The organism is Snodgrassella sp. CS2, from assembly GCF_050310315.1.
Taxonomy (GTDB): domain Bacteria; phylum Pseudomonadota; class Gammaproteobacteria; order Burkholderiales; family Neisseriaceae; genus Snodgrassella; species Snodgrassella alvi_E.
Genome location: NZ_JBNPBA010000001.1, coordinates 622,358 through 641,247 on the forward strand (window position 1 = coordinate 622,358; position 18,890 = coordinate 641,247).

The following is an 18,890-nucleotide window of genomic DNA, read 5'->3' on the forward strand; positions in this document are numbered from 1 at the left end:
TTTAGAAATAAAAATAATTATCATTTGCAATTGTAAAACAATTTGTTTATGATGCCCCTATGTTCACGCAACAAAACAAATTTTTCCAAATAAAGTACTGATTTATTTGAATATCCAAACTGATTTACATATAAATTGCTGCTTGCGCAACGATTTATATTGGTAGTTAACTATTGGTAGTGGTTTGTGTTCCTTTTTGCGCCCCTTTTTTAGGGGCGATTTTTTTGCCAGTATCAGGTTCTTCTGAGCAAATTAAGCCAGATCAGCTAAGAATAATCTGCCGCAACATCGTCAAATTATTCACATTATCGCGGCTGATAACGTCCGGCCATGGCTTGATATATCAGATTTTCATTTTGTAAAACGTTGTAGCGGCTGTTTAGGACATTCTGTGCAGAAGAATATTGCGTATTCAGCGCATCCAACCAGTCACTGAGCGGATTGGTACCATACTGATAGCGTGCATGGTAGTACCGGCTGTTTTTTATATCATACTGATATTTTTGCTCGGAATTGGCTAAGGTATGACGACTAAGGGTGTATTGCTGATAATAACGTTTTACCTCATTTAGCGCCGTTGTCAGTGACTGCTCAAATGTCAGTCTAGCGCTGTCAAAATCAGCTTTGGCTTGCTTATTTTGCCAATATAAGGTCTGCCAGTCGAGAAATGGCAGGTTGACGTTAACACTGGCCGTACCAACAGGAAAACGCAAGGCAGAGTTTGCCGAATCCGAACGAGAATTTACTGCCGTACTGAGGCTGATGCTTGGATACCAGCTACGGCGAGTGCCTTGCTGGGTAGCATAGGCAGACTGTAGGCGATATTCCGCCGCGCGTAGATCTGGACGATTGGCGAGAACGGATAAAGGTACATCCAGATTCACTTCACTGAATTTAATCTGATTCAAAGGTGTTGGCTGGATATCCGTTGTTTCATTTGGTCGTTGATTAAGTAAATTGTGCAGCGTCTGCACTACGTCGGCACGATTTTGTTGCAGAGAAGTCAGGCTGTTTTCTGCATTCAGTAGAGATTGTTTGGCATTAGTAGCATTAATACTGCTCACTTTACCCACCGCATACTGTGCCTGCGAGATACGAGCAATCTGACGGTATTGCTCGATGCTGTCCTTAGTCAGACTGATGGCGCCATCGATATAGGCCAAATGAAAATAATTATCCACTACACTGTTTATTAGTGCTAAACGGCTGGCGGCCATATCCTGCTCGCTGGCCTGATAGCGCCAGATAGCAGCATTGGTATTAGCACGGATTTTTTGCCACACATCCAGCTCATAGCTCAGTCCCAGCTGGCCGCTAAAGCTACGGTTGGATGCTCCGCCCTCTTTCAGGTCTTTACTGCTATTGGCACCAAGGGAACCATTGGCTTTTGGAAATAAATCCGTGCCCGTCAGCCGTGCAGTGTAGCGCGCTTTTTCAGCGGTTATAGCAGCCTGCCGTAAATCAATATTATTTGCCAGTGCTGTAGTAACCAGCTGATTCAATGTAGCATCTTGATAAATTTCCCACCAGTTGCCGTTTACCTGATACTGTGCGGCAATTTCAGCACTGCTGAGCATACCGGCCCGATGTAGGCTCTGCTGCGGATAAGGTGTCTGAATAGCGCAGGCATTCAGCAACACACTTAAACCTACAATTAAAGCTGCGGTGCTTTTTTTCACAGAAATATTTTTCATCATGATTAATTTTATCTTCTTGGCAGCAGCCATCAATGCATTTATTTAATTACTGCTGCCTACCTCTTTCCGCTACAGAATACTGGACTGGTAATAGGCTTAATCTCGCGACAGGGCATCTATCGGATTTAGCTGTGAAGCACGTTTTGCCGGCATAAACCCGAATAACACACCGATGACGCTGGAACACAAAACCGCCATCACAATCGAAATGGTTGAGAATGACATGGCAAAATCGGTGGCCAGCATGTTAAACAACATACTGATGGCAAAAGAAAACAACACCCCTACCAGCCCACCAATCAGACAAATCAGTACAGCCTCTATCAGAAACTGCTCCAGAATATTGTGCTGACGTGCGCCGATGGCCATACGGATACCAATTTCCTTCACCCGTTCTGTTACCGATACCAGCATGATATTCATCACGCCGATACCACCCACCACCAGTGAAATCAAAGCAATACTGGATATCAGCATTGTCATGGTACCGGTAGTACTTTCAATAGTCTGCTTGATGGTGTCGCTATTGCGGGTAAAAAAATCTTCAGTACCGTGGCGGGTTTTAAGTAATTCAATAATGCCCTTTTCCGCAGTCTGGGAATTTACATTGTCTTTGATTTTTACGGTAACAGATGTAATGTATTTAGAACCAGAAATGCGGTTCATCAAGGTGGTATACGGTGTATAAAGCTGTAAACTGTCGGTATCAGCAAATCCATTATTATTAGGTGCAGCTACGCCAATGATGCGCAAAGGGCGCTTATTAAACAAAATTACCTGACCCAACGGATTACTGCCGTCTGCGAAGAGTTTATTTTTGGTGTTGTCATCAATCACCACTACCTGACTGTTTTGACTAACATCATCCTCATTAAACAGGCGGCCAAAAGCAAGTTTGATACCGCGTACATCAAAGTACTGATCTCCCACCCCATAGAGCTGGGCGGAAAGAGACTGATTTTCATAGGTGAGTGTGCCACTGGTGTTGGCACCAGGGGTAACACTGTCAACATAGTCCTGCTGTTTCAATGCTTCGGCATCGCCTACGGTCAACGTTTTAATCCGCGAAGAACGGCGATCGCCATAGCCATAACCTGGATAAACAGACACAGTATTGGTGCCCATGGCATTAATGTTTTCAAGAATTTTTTCCTGCGAACCACGTCCCAGTGCCACAACTGATACTACTGATGCAATACCGATAATAATACCAAGCATAGTAAGAAATGAGCGCATCTTATGCGCCATTATCGCCTGAATTGACATGCGAAACGATTCAAATAGTTGGTCGCGATAAAAAAGCCACGAGTTGCGCTCTTCGATACTTTCGATGCGGCTTGGGGGAATATTCGGATTTTTGCTGTGGTCGGCAATAATGCGTCCGTCGCGGATTTCTATTACGCGGTTGGCATTGGCTGCTATGTTTGGATCGTGGGTCACCATCACAATGGTATGGCCAGCGTCGTGGAGTTTATGCAGGATTTCCATGACATTCTGTCCGCTGCCGGTATCCAGTGCACCGGTGGGCTCATCCGCCAGAATAATTTCCCCGCCGTTCATCAGAGCGCGTGCGATACTCACGCGCTGCTGCTGGCCACCAGATAGCTCATTAGGACGGTTGGCTTCTTTACCTGACAGGCCGAGCTGCGCCAGTAATTCATCTGCCCGTTGCAGCCGTTCATCGTGTTCCATGCCCGCATATACGGCCGGTAGAGCCACATTTTCACGCGCAGTTAAGGTGCCTAGCAAGTTATAACGCTGAAAAATAAAGCCAAAACTGCGGCGGCGCAGTGCAGCCTGCTCGTCTGCACTCATAGTGGCCGTTTCCACACCGTCAATTTTGTAGGAACCACTGGAAGGCACATCCAGACAACCGATGATGTTCATCAGTGTGGATTTACCAGAACCGGACTGGCCGATAATGGCAACAAAATCACCTTTTTCGATACTCAGGCTAATATCCTTAAGTACCTGCACGCGGTTTTCACCCTGACCAAACCAGCGGTTGATACCTTTGATTTCCAATAGACTCATGGCTTACATTCTCGGGCCGCGCTTTTTCGGTTCGATGCTGACACCATCTTTAGCTTCAGCTTTGCTCAAAGAAGATAATACGACCTTTTCACCTTCTTTCAGCCCCGATTTCACTTCGGTCCGCATACCATCAGTGATGCCGGTGTTAATCTGTCTTTCCTGTACCTGCTGGTTATCATCGAGTACCTGAACAACTTTTTTGCCGCGACGATGCTTGATGGCCTGATTGGAAACGGTGAGTACATTTCTCACGGCTTTTACAAAAATATTGTTCTGTGTAGTCATGCCAATATGCAGAGCACCATCATCATTCGGTACCAGTGCACGGGCATAGTAATAGATGGCAGTATCGGTGGTATCGGTACTGGTGTTGTAGCTACCCTGTGACATAGTAGTCAGACCAGGGTCTACGGCATCCAATTTCGCCTGACGCATTTTGCTGTTATCGGCCAGCGTGGTGAATGTCAGATTCATTCCTGCCTTCACCTTGCTCATGTCACCTTCGGCAATCTGCATTTTATTCAGCATTTTGCTTAAATCAGCTAACTGGACGATAGTTGGTGTGTTCTGGCTAGAGTTGACGGTCTGTCCTTCTTCCACCGGAATGGAAACCACGGTGCCGGCCATCGGCGCGGTAATGCGGGTATAGCCCAAATCTGCTTCTGAGGTATTGATAGCAATCTGAGTTTGGCGAATCTGAGATTTCAGCTCTGCCACATTGGCTCGGGCAGCGGCCAGATTATCCTGTGCATTATCATAATCCGCTTTGGAAGTTGCATCTTGTCCGATTAAGGCTTGCTCACGGGCAAATGCACGCTGCTTCATTTTTAATGCGATTTCCGCCGATACCAGCTGAGCACGATAAGTATCCAGCTTGGCTTTATTGGTATTCAGGGTATTCATCTGGGTGGTGGAATCAATATCGGCAATCAGGTCGCCTTTTTTTACCTGCTGTCCCAGTTTGACATACAACTTTTTAATCTGTCCTGAAGCTTGTGCACCCACATCCACCAGTTGAGCCGCGGCAATTTCACCGGTCGCATTCACTGTCTGGGTAATATCACTGCGACGTACTTCATCAGTCACAAAATTCATCTGATTTTTGGGTTTGAAAAATAGGTTCCACAGGATTGCCGCTAGCAGCAACAAAACCAATAGCCATACTACCCTTTTCACCCATTTTTTTTTCATTTGCTTCATTATCCGTATCACACTTAAGTGTTTTTGCCCTTTTTAATATACCAGCGGCAAAAGATTAAGATTGTAAAGGATGAAAACCATTCTCATCAATATATCTGATGATTAAATATATAAGTTTGCGCCCAAACCTGAACCTGCATGCACTCATTAACCATTATTTACGCTTTTAAGTGTGACGGTGCTGCAGTTACCTTGGAAAGGTGCAGGCTTTGACAAGACACACATAACTGATTAAGCTGCGCAGCTTTGTTTTTGCCGGCATTGAAAAAAAACACCATCGGTTTACAATTAAATTATGAATATCCAGCAATCTGTCGCATTTAATTCAATGAAATAACCCAGAAAGCTGCTTGGAACACACACTAATGACTAATTCGAATGTCCGCCGTGCTGTATATGCCGGCAGTTTTGATCCGCCGACAAATGGCCATTTATGGATGATTCGCGAAGCCCAGCCGTTGTTTGATGAGCTAGTAGTTGCGATTGGCGTGAATCCTGAAAAAGCAACTACTTACACCATAGAAGAGCGTAAGAATATGTTGCGTGCCATTACCGCCAATTTTCCTAATGTGAAAATTTCTAGTTTTCAGAATCAGTATTTGGTTAATTATGCCCGTAGTATCGGCGCCGATTTCATCGTACGCGGTATCCGTACTGCTTCGGATTATGAATATGAACGTTCGATGCGCCATATCAATCATGATTTACAACCGGATATTTCTACAGTTTTTCTGATGCCACCGCGAGAGTATGCCGAAGTCTCGTCAACCATGGTAAAAGGTATGGTGGGTCCGCAGAACTGGCAGGCGATGATACGTCGCTATGTACCAGATGCGGTGTATGAAAAAATTATGCAGGATCATTTGTATCAGGAACACTAAACAGTACAGCACATTTAGATTCCGGCTCTGAAACCAGTAAACCAGCCAAGGTTTACTGGTTTTAATGTAATTGTCGGTTTAGTCTATCCACTCGGATTTCTTTAATTTTTGCTATTCGATTGGCTTAATACCGAGCCGGCTAAGGATTTGGTTTCTTCACTATATTTTGAACTTTTTAAAGCCTTCGATGCAATGGTTTCTATTTTCTTTCCGGTTTGTTTATTGGTACTGGATTGAGCCAAGGCAGAAGCGGCAAGCTCCTTTTGAATTTTGGAAGCATCAGGTTTTTTTAAAGTCTTAGCTGCATTGGATGCTATTGCTGAAGACGTTTTTTTATTTGCAGACATATCATTTTATCTCCATAAGTAATTTAAATATTATTTTCTGAGGTTTTAATAATTTATACCTCAAATTTATTTTAAACTTAATATTTATATTCTGAAATATATTTATATTAAATTTGCACTTAAGTTTTAATTAAAAACTTAAAAATCAATCTATCTGTTTTTTCGAAGCAGAAACGTACACAATACGATACATACCCTAATAGGATACATGTATTCAGTAGATGAAGGTGTTAAAGATTTGATTTTGACCGCCTGCTCTGTGCATGGCCATATAAAAGTGGCCATTCCTACTCTTCCAGCATTTCTTACACTGATTGCATTTAGAATAGCTACTATTATTTCGGCTTCATCTTTTAAATCATAGCATGATACGCACACTGCTCTTACCGCTACTGCTTCTGGTAGTAAATATTCAGCTCAGTGCAAAACTTTTAGCCTTATATGTAACTCAGGTTTTCACTTATCTGTATGGCTGCGTACAGTATATATTTCTTTTACTGGCTTTTTACTAATGCGCTATTTATGCTCAAGACGAGAGGAAGCTGTCTAGAGTGCATGTCTATCTGTAACGTTTTCTTATCAGACTAATATTAATAAACATTAATTGTAGAAATTGTTATTGTGCGAATTCTTGTCGCACCACATTTAGCCACGCTTTAAGTGCCGGCGTCAGCTTTTTATGGCGCGGCCACGCCATAGATAAACGCCAGTTGATTGTAGGATCTATGAGAGGGACGGCTGCAAACACTTTGCTATCAAAATCATCAGTATAATAGCGTGGCAGTAAAGCAATACCTATTTCTTTCTCTACCATATCTCGCAATAGCTCCCACTGGCTGGTACAGCAAACAACATTCGGTTCAAAGCCCTGATCGCGGCAGGCATTGACAATGCGCTCATATAGAGCAAAACCTCGGCTAAACAGAATAAAAGATTCATCACGCAAGCTGCGCAGCGATATCGATTCGGGAATATTAGCCAGCCTTTTTCGTGGAAACAATACCATCAGCGGGTAATCGCACAAGGGAATGTGGTTAAATTCATCGCTTACCGGTAGCAGCAGCTGACCGGCATCCAGCCGGTTATCCAGCAAAGCAGCTTCGATATCGCGGGTGCCGGATTCGATAAACGCCAGCTCAATATCTGGACATTGCTGATGAAAACGGAAGAAAACCGGCGTAAGTAAACGGCTCCCAAGCAGGGACATACCAATGCGCAAGGTACCGGATTTTAATTTGCGGTAATCCGCAACTTCCTGTTGCAAGAGATTGACCTGATTCAGTATCTGCTGCGAACGATCATAGACACGCTGACCAATTTCGGTAGGCTGTACCAGTCGTTTGCGGCCGTTTTCACCTTTATAAAGTAATGCTACATTTAGTTCATTTTCTAATGTATGTATTATTTTGCTTACGCTGGGCTGCGATAAAGCCAGTTTTTCTGCGGTGGCGGAAAAGCTATGATTCTGAACCAAAGCCACCCAGCACTGAAGTGCTTTTATATCAATCATAATTATTCAGAAAAAGAATAATAAAAAACTTATAATTCATATTACGCCTAATAAGGCTTACTATAATTTAGCGCCTGAATTAATGGCATCAGGAAAGCCAATATGAATATCTTACACCTTTGTCCGGCTAACTGCTTGCGTATCTGCAGTCAGATCGGCGTGATTATATTGTTCTGGATAGCTGGACTCGGTATTGAAAAAGTTACGCATATTCCTCTATCCGCTGGTGTAATCGGTTTGTTTCTGCTGTTAGTGCTTTTACAACTGAAAATAATCAAGCTGTCGTGGGTATCCAGTGGAGCACAGGCGCTACTCGGAGAGCTGATGCTGTACTTCATGCCTATTCTGATTGCGGTGGTGCAATATAAAGCACTTTTTATGGCTGAAGGCTGGCAATTGATTGTAAGTATCGTCAGCGGCACCTTTCTGGTGATGAGCAGTACAGCTCTGACGCTGAAATACTGTTACCGCTTGCGACGTGCCTGGATTAAGCGCCGCCATATCTAAAAAACCAATAATCATTTTTCCTGCTTAGAAAACCTATATGAATATCATTGCTGCCGGCTGCTTTATCTGGACCATCGTGCTGTATGCATTGGCCAAAAAATGTTATCGCGCCAAACCCATTATGCTGTTATCCCCTGCTATTACATTTAGTGTCATCACCATTGCGGTGATGCAGTGGCTCAACATTAGCTACGCCGATTACAATCAATACACACGTTATATATCTGGCCTGCTCGGACCGGCCACAGTGGCTTTTGCCATCCCCATTTACCAATATCGCGAGGTGATGAAGCGGCAGCTACCAATACTCTTGGCGGCCATTATTGTTGGCATGTCTGTTGGTGTCGGCAGTGCCTATCTTATGGCTCGTTTGTTTCATTTTAATCATGAAGTTACTTATAGCCTGATGGCACGGTCTGTTTCCACGCCGTTTGCGATTGAGCTGGCGGATAAAATCCATGGCTCGGCCGCACTGGTATCGGTGTTTACCATCATCACTGGATTAGCCGGCATGCTGTTTGGTGACATCACACTGGCTTTCAGCCGCAGCCGCCTGCATCTTGCTAATGGTGCCGCTTTTGGTAACGCTGCTCATGGTTTCGGTACCTCACGCGCCATTCAGCGCAATGCCGATGAAGGGGTGGTTGCCAGTCTGACCATGATATTAGCTGGTTTATTTATGGTGCTGATCGGCCCGATGCTGGTACGGTTTATTGTGTGGCTGTAAAGACTAAACCTCACTTTACAAAATATTTACCGCTGCCGTACAATGATTCTCGGCATCTTATTTCTATTCCTTATCACATTAAAGCCGCACTGGTAATTACCAGACGGCACGTTTCTCTTGTCTTATATATTTACAGACAAAACATTCTTAATAGCATATCTATAGGGAGTAGCTACACATGGCATATCAATCTCTCAATCCGTTCACCAACGAACTGACTAAAACTTTCAACAATCACACAGACGCTGAAGTAGAAAACATCCTCACTAAGGCCTATGCGCTGTATCAGTCTGCGTGGTCGCAGCCACAAAACATGAGTGACAGACAGGCTCTATTACGCCGTCTAGCAGATGTGATGACGCTGCATCAAGAAAAAATTGCTCGAATCATTACTCAGGATATGGGTAAACGTCTGGCCGAAAGTCGAAATGAAGTGGTTAACTGCATTGAAATCGTGCAGTATTATGCCGAACAGGCGGCAGAATTACTCAAACCAGTAGCTTATCCAAGCAAGCTAGGTAAAGGCTGGGTAGAACATCATCCCATCGGAATTATTCTGGCGATTGAACCATGGAATTTTCCAATATATCAATTGATTCGTGTGATTGCGCCAGCAATGGCTGTTGGCAATCCAGTGGTTGCCAAACATGCAAGCAATGTGCCGCAATGTGCACAACTGATGGAAGATTTGCTGCACGAAGCCAATGCACCAGCCGGCGCCTATACCAATTTGTTTGTTAGCACACAGCAGATTGCCACTATTATTAGCGACAAGCGCGTACAAGGCGTGGCACTCACCGGTTCTGAAGGTGCCGGCAGCATAGTAGCCGGACAGGCTGGCAGCAAATTGAAAAAAGCCACCATGGAGCTGGGTGGCAATGATGTCTTTGTAGTGACTGAAGATGCAGACGTGGCAGCAGCAGCACATACGGCCGTTGGTGGCCGCCTGTTCAATGCCGGACAAGTATGTATCGCCGCAAAACGATTTATCGTGCATGAACAAGTGGCCGAAGAGTTTATCCGAATTGTCAAAGAAGATTTTGCCAATGTGGTAATGGGAGATCCACTAGATGAACATACCACACTCGCACCGCTATCATCTCGCAAGGGCAAAGAGGATTTGCAGAAACAACTTGATGCAGCTATCAGCCATGGCGCCAAAGTATTATGCGGCAATCAACCGGCTGAAGGTAACTTCTTTACCCCTACCCTGATTACTGATATCAGCCGCGACAATCCAGCTTATTTTGAAGAATTTTTTGGTCCGGTAGCGCAGCTGTATGTGGTGAAAAATGATGATGAAGCTGTCGCTCTGGCCAATGATTCTAATTTTGGGCTGGGCGGAACTGTGTTTTCGAAAGACATCGAACGCGCTAAAAAACTGGCTTCCCGTATCGAAACCGGTATGGTATTCATCAACCGCTTTGGGGATTCAGTGGCTGAGCTGCCATTTGGCGGAGTAAAACGCTCCGGTTTCGGCCGCGAACTGAGCGATCTGGGCATTAAAGAATTCGTAAACCACAAACTGGTAGTAGTTGGTCAGGAATAAATTTTCTTTATTAAAAAAAGCAGTCTGTTATTCAGACTGCTTTTTTGCACTTCACCTATGCCATCTCTAGAACACATCAACACCCAACTCAAACAAATATTTATTTTCGGATATTAAAATCCACCTGCTGAGGCAAATTTTTTGGCACAATCAATAATACAAACGGATGCATCTGATAATCAAGCGCGGTACCGTTGTGGATACGTATATCTAATATCAGTTTATCCCGCGTGCGACTGAGTGCCATAGGGGTGATATCAAGCTGCCGCTGCACAATTCCAGCATCATAAACCAGAACATCGTGAGTGTTAAAATCAATCGGTGTTGGCTGACCATTAGGTCCCATAGTTGCAGCCATAGCAAAATAACGTGAAAACTCGGATGCAGTATTGATATGCCTTGGTACCGGCCGGTTGACCGTATTTTTAATAAAATAGTGTCTTGCCTCTTGATAAGGGACGGTAGTAACAGCCTGTGCTTGGGGCACCAAACCTTTTGCCGCTTTTGCTGTAACTCGATGACAGGCACTCAGAAAAGCAGCCACAAACCAAGCCAACATTATGACGTAAACCGTACTGCGCATACCATACCTCCTGTCTGGCAAAATTGCCGCTAAGACTGCTTAAACGCCATCCAAGCTAGCGTTAACCAGCCAATAATCATTGTTACCCCACCTACTGGTGTTACAGCACCCAGCCAGCGCGGTAAACCTAAAGCCATCAGATACAATGAGCCACAAAAAATAATTAGCCCCAGCTGCAACAGCCAGAATGGAGTTTTAACGGCAAAAGCCGGTACAGTTCTGGCCAGCACACCGAGCATCAGCAATCCCAGTGCATGCCAAAAAAAATACTGTGTGGCTGTATGCCACCATTCAAGCTGCTGTGCACTGGCCATCTGCTTTAAACCATGTGCACCAAATGCACCGAGCATTACCGCTAGAGCTAGATTTATTGCTGCCGTACCTAACCACATATCATTCCCCTTAATTTATTCAATCATAAAATCTGTTTTACTGATCATATATCAGACACCCATATACTCTGTTTCTGCCAGATAATCACAGTATATCTTCCACCCGTGTGGATAACAAACCACATTACTACTAGGTGACCCACCACCGATCGAGCATCAATCGCTTATACCATCGCCCTGAGCCAAATTGCCAGTAAAAAACAGGCCAATCCCAACGATTGGCCTGTTTTATATTCTTTACAGGAAAAGCTTGAATCAGCAGCTTATTTGCAACTGATACCAGCAATCTGCGGTGTCTGTCCTGTGCCTACTTTAATCACACATTTAGTACTGCTGGCGCCAGATACTGTCAGACTTCCAGCGGCCAAATTCATATTCAGAGGCTCTTTCACACCCATTTTTACAGCAGTGCTGGCCAGCTTTTGCACTTCTTCCGGTGCATAGGAAGTATTGTTGCCGTCAATTTTAATATCCTTAGCGCCAGCGCTCATAGCCAGCAGCATAGAAACAGAAAACATCAAGCCATTACGTATCAATTTATTCATCGGAGTCCTTTCCGAAGAGAATATCCATCAAACATAATAATATAAAAATGCAAAAATTTCCAGAAAAATTAATCTCTTCAACCCACATTTACCGCAAAAGGAGCAACCATCTAGATACTTTCACCACTCAATGAATATACGCCGTAAGCAAAAAAAGCTGTATACCCGTTACATAGGTATACAGCAAACCAAAGGAACTGTTCAGATTACCTGAGCTTATTCCGCTCAGCCTGATTCTGCATAAATTTTCTTATGGTTCTGATGAGTTCTGCTCTAAAGAATCTCTATCCTGCTGATATTCGCCCCATAATGCATTCACTACACCCAGCAATATGGCAAAACCAATGCCCAAACACCAAGCAAAATACCACATAATATACTCCCGTCTGTTTAGCCATACCTGCCGGTGCGCACCGGCAGGTACTACGTTATCAATATGCGCTGTGATCGTTGCGGCGGATATGCTCACTGGTTACCTTACCGCGCATCACACGGTAGCACCAGCTGGTATAAAACAGCACAATCGGCACAAAGATAACTGCAGCCACCAGCATTACTTTCAAAGTAAATTCACTGGAGCTAGCATCCCATACTGTTAAACTCGAACGCAAATCGGTATTGGATGGCATGATAAATGGAAACATAGCCACACCAGCAGTAGCAATCACTCCAGCTAGACCCAGTGCAGACGACCAAAACGCTGCAAATGCTTTACCATTTTTGGCCAGCAGCCAAGCCAGAATAAAGCCCAGATAAGCCAGCACCGGAATCACCAGCAACAGCGGATATTGCTGATAGTTTTGCATCCACGCACCCGTGGCGGTGACCACTTGTTTGTGGAGTGGGTCGGGTGCGGCTGCTGGTAGATAGCTACCAGCTACCATGCTGTAACCCTTGATACCAAAATTAATCCACAGACCAGCCAAAGAAAAGGTCACCACTACCACTATTAGCGCGATGGTACTTGCTTGTAGCGCACGTTTTTTCACCACATCTTCCGTACGTAAAGCCAGATAAATGGCACCGTGGAAAATAATCATTGCTGCTGAAACCACACCGCACAATAGACTAAATGGATTTAGCAGCCCCCAGAAACTACCGGTGTAGAAAGAACGCAAATCATCATCAAAATGAAATGGCACCCCTAAAAGCAGATTGCCGAATGCAACACCAAAAATCAGCGGCGGCACAAAACTGCCTACAAACAATAACCAGTCCCAGCTGGAGCGCCATAGAGGATTATTAATTTTACTGCGGTAATCAAACCCCACCGGCCGGAAAAACAGCGCCCACAATACGGCCATCATGGCCCAGTAAAAACCGGAAAAAGCAGTAGCATATGCATATGGCCAAGCAGCAAAAATCGCGCCACCTCCAGTAATAAACCATACTTGATTGCCATCCCAATGCGGGCCTACCGTATTAATAATCACACGGCGCTCATTATCGTTTTTGCCCACAAACGGCAGCAAAGCGCCAACCCCCATGTCTTGTCCATCCATTATGGCAAAGCCGATCAGCAGCACGCCCAGCAGTAACCACCAGATGAATTTCAATACCGGATAATCCAAGAATTCCATGCTCAACTCCTAATGCTCTGCTTCATTGGCATAACGACCCGTGCCCAGCGAGCCCGGTCCCTGACGCGAAAACCGTACCATCAGATAAACTTCCACAATCAGCAGTATCGTGTACAAAGTCACAAAGCCGAAAATAGAACCCCAGATGTTGGCGGCAGTTAACGAAGATACAGACAGATTAGTGGGCAGCACGCCGTATACCGTCCATGGCTGGCGGCCATATTCGGCCACAAACCATCCTGCTTCACAAGCCAGCCATGGCAGAGGCAGACTCCAGAACGTCCATTTCAGCAACCAGCGCTTTTCAGCAAAATTATTTTTAACCGAAGCATAAAATGCCACTGCCATCAATAACAGCATCAGAAATCCGCACAGCACCATAATGCGGAAACTCCAGAACATCGGAGCCACACGCGGAATAGTTTCCCGCGCCGCATGTGCAATATCAGCTTCAGTAGCCTGCCGCACATCTGGTACATATGATTTCAGCAGTAAACCAAAGCCTAAATCATCACCATATTTTTTCAGGTTTTCTTTAGCCAGCTCATCAGAACGATTTTTACGCAATGCTTCCAGTGCAATTACTGCTTCACGTCCGTTACGGATACGCTCAATGTTGTCAACAATGATTTCCTTAATTCCCGGAATTTGCTTATCCAACGAGCGCGTACCAATCAAGCCCATTGCCCATGGAATCCGGACTGTAAAATCATTTTTCATCGCATCTTCATTGGGCAGAGCAATTAAATTAAAAGAAGCTGGCGCCGGTTCTGTTTCCCACATGGCTTCTAGCGCAGCCATTTTGGTTTGCTGTGATTTACCAACCGTATAGCCGGATTCATCACCAAGCACTATCACCGACAAAATCGAAGCCACACCAAAACCCACCGCGATACGGAAACTTTTCTTAGCAAATTCCACATCCTGACGCTTCAACATATACCAGGCAGAAATCGCCATCACGAAAATTGCACCAGTCACATAACCGGCGGAAACTGTATGCACGAATTTATTTTGCGCCACCTCGTTCAGAAAGATTTCCGAAAAGCTGGTCATTTCCATGCGCATAGATTCAAAATTGAAATGCGCACCCACCGGATCCTGCATCCAACCATTGGCTACCAAAATCCACAATGCAGACAAATTGGTACCCAGCGCCATCAGCACCGTAACCAGCAGATGGCCAGGACGACTCAAGCGATCCCAAGCAAAAAAGAACAAACCTACAAACGTAGATTCAAGAAAGAAAGCCATCAGACCTTCAATTGCCAGAGGGGCACCAAAAATATCACCCACATAATGTGAGTAATAAGACCAGTTGGTACCAAACTGGAATTCCATGGTAATACCGGTAGTCACCCCAAGTGCGAAATTGATACCGAATAATTTACCCCAGAAACGCGTCATATCCTTATAAATTTGCTTGCCGGTTAGCACATATACTGATTCCATAATGACCAGAATCCATGTCATCCCAATTGTGAGCGGCACAAACAAAAAATGATAAAGCGCGACTAGAGCAAACTGCAGCCGAGACAGCTCCACCAAATCCATAGCCTTGTTCCTTGTTTTAATTAATTAAATTTTATTCAGTAAAATCACAGCCCGAATAGCACATATATCCCAATTACATAGATAAAATAATACTATTCAAATCGAGAATATGAAACTTAACATAAAATTTTTCAAATACTTATAATTAGAATAAATTTAAAATTGTAAAGTTTGATTATAAATTACCGAAAAGATATCACACATAATTAGAAAATACTTACTCTACAACTTAAAAAATTCATACACATATAAGTATAAATTATAAAACAATGGATTTATCAATATTTATTATCTGCACAGCATTAACTTGATTTAAATCAAACAACGTGTTTCTTTTCAAAATAAAAACAGCCACAATGTGGCTGTATCAATACGCATACTGCAATAAAGACATACCGCTCAACTCGTGCCTACTTGCAAAACCTGTGCTTGTGGCCATGGATTAGCTTGATGGCTGGCCACAACCAAAATGCCATGCTGCTGATGTTGCTGAAGCATTGCAGCCAGTGCAAACTGCGTATCTTCATCCATACCTGCAAAAGGTTCATCCAGAATCAGCAGCACATAAGGGCGCAGCAACAATCGAGCCAGTGCAATCCGTCGCGCCTGCCCGCCTGAAACTGCGGCACCGTATTCTCCCAGCGGCGTATCCAGCTGCTTAGGCTGATGCTCAGCCCACACCATCAGCCCCACACTGGCCAGCACTGCCCATAGCTCTTCATCAGTCGCGTCCGCTTTGCCCAGCCGCAGATTCTCTGCCAGCGTTAAATCAAAAATATCTAGCTGCTGTGCCAGATATCCCACCTGCCTTGTCCATTGCCAATGCGCAAACGGCCTACCATTACAGCTTAGCTCACCATCATTTGCCTCCAGCTCTCCGGCCAGCACCGCCAGTAAAGTAGACTTACCGGCACCGGAGGCACCTTGCAACAATAAAATATCCCCGTTTTTCACATCGAAACTAATATGCTCAGCACCATTCAGTGCCTGCGGCCAGCGCGCACACAAATTTCTTGCCTGCAAATGCAGTTGCAGAGGTAAATCTTTTTTTGGTTCAGACACCGGCACACCGCTGGGCACAATCGCATTGAGACGGGTACAGGCGGCGCGACACAAACCAAAAGTCATCACATTCATTCCCAGCACCAATACCAGCTCAGCAAAGCCGAATATTGCCAGCAGCAAAGCTAGCAACATCGCCACAGACAACTTTCCCGTACTCAACAAAGCACTACCCTGCCACAATAGCACCGCAGCCGCTGCTGCGAGACACAACTGCTGTAGCAGCACCACTTTACCCGCCAGCCGCTGCTGACTTAGCTGCGCGCCAACATAACTCCCATCCTCTGCAAAAAATGCAGTCGCAAAACGTGGCCATTGCTGCCATTGCAATAGTGCGGTTAGCGCCTCCAGTGGTTGCAGTAAAGCAGTTCGTCGAATTTCTGCCTGCATCGCTTGCCGACGACCCCAATTCTGCCCGTAGCCAGCAGCCAGTGCCGGAATTACCAGTGTTGCCAGAACCAAAGGAATACTCAGAGCCAGCGTTAGCCCGCCACCGGCTACAACCAGAGTTAAACCAAGAATACCCAGCAACAACATAAACGCCCACAACCATGGCAACACCACATTTAGCGGCCAATTATTCAAGAGTTCAATATCACTTAATAACCGATGCATCTGCTGAAGCGAGCTCACTTGCTGCTGTCTGGCAGCGGCCAACCGCGCAAACAGACCACTACGCAAATCAGCCAGCAATCCCAGTACCGCATCGTGCGAACCCAGACGCTCGCCATAGCGTCCAGCCGTACGTAAAATAGCCAGCAAGCGGATAACTCCTGCTGGCGTAAAATAATTAAAGGTATAAGCCGTAGCCAGACTCACCATTCCTGCCAGCCCTGCCGCCGTAATAAACCAGCCGGACAGAGCCAGCAGAGCAATACCAGCAATTGCCGTAGCCTGCCCTAGAAACCACGCCAGAATCCACGCACCCTGCTGGCTGCGTAAAAGACCCGATAACTTCAGCTCCCGCCCCGACCACAACAAATCATAACGTTTCATCGCACCCGCTCCTGCTCAGAAGACAGCATTATTTCTCGGTCAGTCCAACATGCATAACTCACATCATGGCTCACTAGCAACACCGTCTTGCCGTAGCTGAGTCTGTCCAGTAACCGCATAATTTCTTCTGCTGTTTGCGCATCCAAATGTGCAGTCGGCTCATCCAACAGCCACAAAGGGGAATTGCGCAGCAGCATCTGTGCCAGCGCTAGACGTTGCAACTGGCCACCTGACAATCCTTTGCCTCGCTCACCCAATAGCGTATTTAACTGAGCCGGCAGCCTCTGTACCAGCACCCACAAACCCACCTGCTGCAACACTTCACGCAACTGCTCATCTGAAGCACTGGCATTAGCCAGCCGCAAATTATCAGCAATCGACAACGCCAAAATCGGCGGCGACTGCGCCAGATAAGCCACCGATTGTCTGAGTAGTGGCAGATTCAAATCGACATAATCATATTGATTAATCCGTAAAATACCGGAGTAAGGTGCAAATCCAAGCAAAGCCTGCAACAGACTCGACTTACCACTACCACTGGCGCCCCGCAGCAGCACCCGCTCGCCAGCCTGTACACTGAAACTAAACTGAGGCAACCTCACCCGCTTATCTCGCCCGTAAACCACCAGATATTCACCTCGCAGCTCAGGCGGACTCTGCAATACAAAATCCACCTCAGCAGTGGACGCTGTCACCGTTTCAGTAACTTCAAACAAAGGGATTAATGCCTCTGCTGCCGCTTCCGCTTTGGCCTTATCATGATAATTCGCACCTAGCTGGCGCAGCGGCGCATAAAATTCAGGAGCCAGCAGCAAAATAAACAACGCCCCCTGATAAGGTACCGGCACCTGACCATTTGCCCACGGCAACACACCCAGTAGCCCCAATCCCAGATACACCGCCACCAGTGCAATCGCCAAGGAAGCAAACAACTCCAACACCGCCGTAGACAGAAATGCCAGACGCAGCACTGCCATAGTACGCTTGCGGTAGGTATGAGCAGCCGAATCAATTGCCTGCTGCGCAATCTGCTGTGCCCCCAGCCGACGTAACGTCGGCAGACCACGCAATAAATCTAGAAACCGACCGCTCAATGCAGCAAGCGCCGACAATTGCGCCCGATTTTTTCGCGCAGCAGCCTGCCCTAGCAGAATCATAAACACCGGCACCAATGGTGCCGTCAGCAACAACAAAGCCGCTGCAAAAGGACTGTAAAAACAGGTTGCCGCTGCAATCAGCAATGGCATCAGTGCTGCCAACTGCTGTTGCAGCACATAATGGCTAAAATAACCATCTAGCGCATCCACCTGCTCCAACACCAAGGAAGACAGCGCGCCATCACTGCCATATTGGCTGCGTTCCGGCCCCAGAAAAGCCAAAGCGCTTAACAACTGGCTGCGTAGCTGCATGCGGATAGACGCACTGGCTTGCGCCACCAACCGATCTTTAAAATAATTCAGCAACGGTCGCAGCAACCAACACACCAGCAAATAAGGCAGAAACTGGCGGAGAACCGCCATCACATTCTCACCACCCAGCCACAATGCAAACAGATTGGCCAATAAAGCACTTTGCACGATAATTAATACCGCTGCCGTCAGCATCAGCACCCATGCCAGCCGGAAAGACCGACGCTGGCGCTTTTGCCACATACGCAGATAAAAACGCGCAGAAAATGCTTGAACATTTGGTGTAGCCAACCTGCTTCTCCCTTTAATCTAAAATC

At 45.7% G+C, this 18,890-nt stretch carries 17 protein-coding genes; 4 read left to right on the forward strand and 13 right to left on the reverse strand.

Features of this window, described 5'->3' with window-relative positions:
• Positions 1 to 305: 305 nt before the first annotated feature.
• The 3 genes from ACQP6D_RS02910 to ACQP6D_RS02920 all read right to left on the reverse strand — a co-directional run bounded on the left by ACQP6D_RS02910 (position 306) and on the right by ACQP6D_RS02920 (position 4,931).
• Positions 306 to 1,697 (reverse strand): TolC family protein, encoded by a 1,392-nt coding sequence (locus tag ACQP6D_RS02910; RefSeq protein WP_427857384.1) that lies wholly within the window; start codon positions 1,695 to 1,697, stop codon positions 306 to 308.
• A gap of 96 nt (positions 1,698 to 1,793) precedes the next feature.
• Positions 1,794 to 3,731, reverse strand: coding sequence for a MacB family efflux pump subunit (locus tag ACQP6D_RS02915; protein ID WP_267404516.1), 1,938 nt, complete (start codon positions 3,729 to 3,731; stop codon positions 1,794 to 1,796).
• A 3-nt stretch (positions 3,732 to 3,734) separates the two neighbouring features.
• Positions 3,735 to 4,931, reverse strand: a complete 1,197-nt coding sequence (locus tag ACQP6D_RS02920; protein ID WP_370659349.1) for an efflux RND transporter periplasmic adaptor subunit — start codon at positions 4,929 to 4,931, stop codon at positions 3,735 to 3,737.
• A gap of 365 nt (positions 4,932 to 5,296) precedes the next feature.
• Here ACQP6D_RS02920 and coaD point away from each other — a divergent pair, with 365 nt between their 5' ends.
• On the forward strand, positions 5,297 to 5,812 hold the full coding sequence (gene coaD / locus ACQP6D_RS02925) for a pantetheine-phosphate adenylyltransferase (RefSeq protein ID WP_367440326.1): 516 nt from the start codon (positions 5,297 to 5,299) through the stop codon (positions 5,810 to 5,812).
• Between the two features lie 101 nt (positions 5,813 to 5,913).
• Here the strand turns inward: coaD and ACQP6D_RS02930 are convergent, their stop codons facing one another.
• Positions 5,914 to 6,159 (reverse strand): hypothetical protein, encoded by a 246-nt coding sequence (locus ACQP6D_RS02930; protein WP_369608924.1) that lies wholly within the window; start codon positions 6,157 to 6,159, stop codon positions 5,914 to 5,916.
• A 616-nt stretch (positions 6,160 to 6,775) separates the two neighbouring features.
• The gene (locus tag ACQP6D_RS02935) at positions 6,776 to 7,669 is read right to left on the reverse strand and encodes a LysR substrate-binding domain-containing protein (protein WP_427857385.1); all 894 of its coding nucleotides are present in this window, start codon (positions 7,667 to 7,669) and stop codon (positions 6,776 to 6,778) included.
• Between the two features lie 102 nt (positions 7,670 to 7,771).
• On the opposite strand from ACQP6D_RS02935, the gene ACQP6D_RS02940 reads away from it, so the two are divergent.
• The 3 genes from ACQP6D_RS02940 (at position 7,772) to ACQP6D_RS02950 (ending at position 10,452) form a co-directional block, all read left to right on the forward strand.
• Positions 7,772 to 8,176, forward strand: a complete 405-nt coding sequence (locus tag ACQP6D_RS02940) for a CidA/LrgA family protein (RefSeq protein ID WP_367413061.1) — start codon at positions 7,772 to 7,774, stop codon at positions 8,174 to 8,176.
• A 37-nt stretch (positions 8,177 to 8,213) separates the two neighbouring features.
• Complete coding sequence (locus tag ACQP6D_RS02945; RefSeq protein ID WP_427857386.1) at positions 8,214 to 8,903, forward strand: LrgB family protein; 690 nt, start codon at positions 8,214 to 8,216, stop codon at positions 8,901 to 8,903.
• 178 nt (positions 8,904 to 9,081) lie between these two features.
• On the forward strand, positions 9,082 to 10,452 hold the full coding sequence (locus ACQP6D_RS02950) for an NAD-dependent succinate-semialdehyde dehydrogenase (RefSeq protein WP_427857388.1): 1,371 nt from the start codon (positions 9,082 to 9,084) through the stop codon (positions 10,450 to 10,452).
• A gap of 100 nt (positions 10,453 to 10,552) precedes the next feature.
• Here ACQP6D_RS02950 and ACQP6D_RS02955 read toward each other — a convergent pair whose 3' ends face one another.
• The 8 genes from ACQP6D_RS02955 to cydD form a co-directional block, all read right to left on the reverse strand.
• Positions 10,553 to 11,035 carry a hypothetical protein gene (locus ACQP6D_RS02955; protein ID WP_267408193.1) on the reverse strand — a complete coding sequence of 161 codons (483 nt, stop codon included), beginning with the start codon at positions 11,033 to 11,035 and terminating at the stop codon, positions 10,553 to 10,555.
• A gap of 29 nt (positions 11,036 to 11,064) precedes the next feature.
• Positions 11,065 to 11,427, reverse strand: a complete 363-nt coding sequence (locus tag ACQP6D_RS02960; protein ID WP_427857389.1) for a DUF423 domain-containing protein — start codon at positions 11,425 to 11,427, stop codon at positions 11,065 to 11,067.
• A gap of 263 nt (positions 11,428 to 11,690) precedes the next feature.
• Positions 11,691 to 11,972: a hypothetical protein gene (locus ACQP6D_RS02965; RefSeq protein ID WP_427857390.1), complete on the reverse strand. Its 282-nt coding sequence runs from the start codon at positions 11,970 to 11,972 to the stop codon at positions 11,691 to 11,693.
• 250 nt (positions 11,973 to 12,222) lie between these two features.
• Positions 12,223 to 12,345: a cytochrome bd-I oxidase subunit CydX gene (gene cydX / locus ACQP6D_RS02970; RefSeq protein ID WP_427857391.1), complete on the reverse strand. Its 123-nt coding sequence runs from the start codon at positions 12,343 to 12,345 to the stop codon at positions 12,223 to 12,225.
• Between the two features lie 58 nt (positions 12,346 to 12,403).
• The gene (cydB, locus tag ACQP6D_RS02975; RefSeq protein WP_427857392.1) at positions 12,404 to 13,552 is read right to left on the reverse strand and encodes a cytochrome d ubiquinol oxidase subunit II; all 1,149 of its coding nucleotides are present in this window, start codon (positions 13,550 to 13,552) and stop codon (positions 12,404 to 12,406) included.
• Between the two features lie 9 nt (positions 13,553 to 13,561).
• A complete protein-coding gene (locus tag ACQP6D_RS02980; RefSeq protein ID WP_267408195.1) occupies positions 13,562 to 15,106 on the reverse strand; it encodes a cytochrome ubiquinol oxidase subunit I in 1,545 nt (514 codons plus the stop codon).
• A 399-nt stretch (positions 15,107 to 15,505) separates the two neighbouring features.
• A complete protein-coding gene (locus ACQP6D_RS02985; protein ID WP_427857393.1) occupies positions 15,506 to 17,164 on the reverse strand; it encodes an amino acid ABC transporter ATP-binding/permease protein in 1,659 nt (552 codons plus the stop codon).
• Positions 17,161 to 18,864 (reverse strand): thiol reductant ABC exporter subunit CydD, encoded by a 1,704-nt coding sequence (gene cydD / locus ACQP6D_RS02990; protein WP_427857394.1) that lies wholly within the window; start codon positions 18,862 to 18,864, stop codon positions 17,161 to 17,163. The genes ACQP6D_RS02985 and cydD overlap by 4 nt, the downstream gene beginning before the upstream one ends.
• Positions 18,865 to 18,890: the final 26 nt, after the last annotated feature.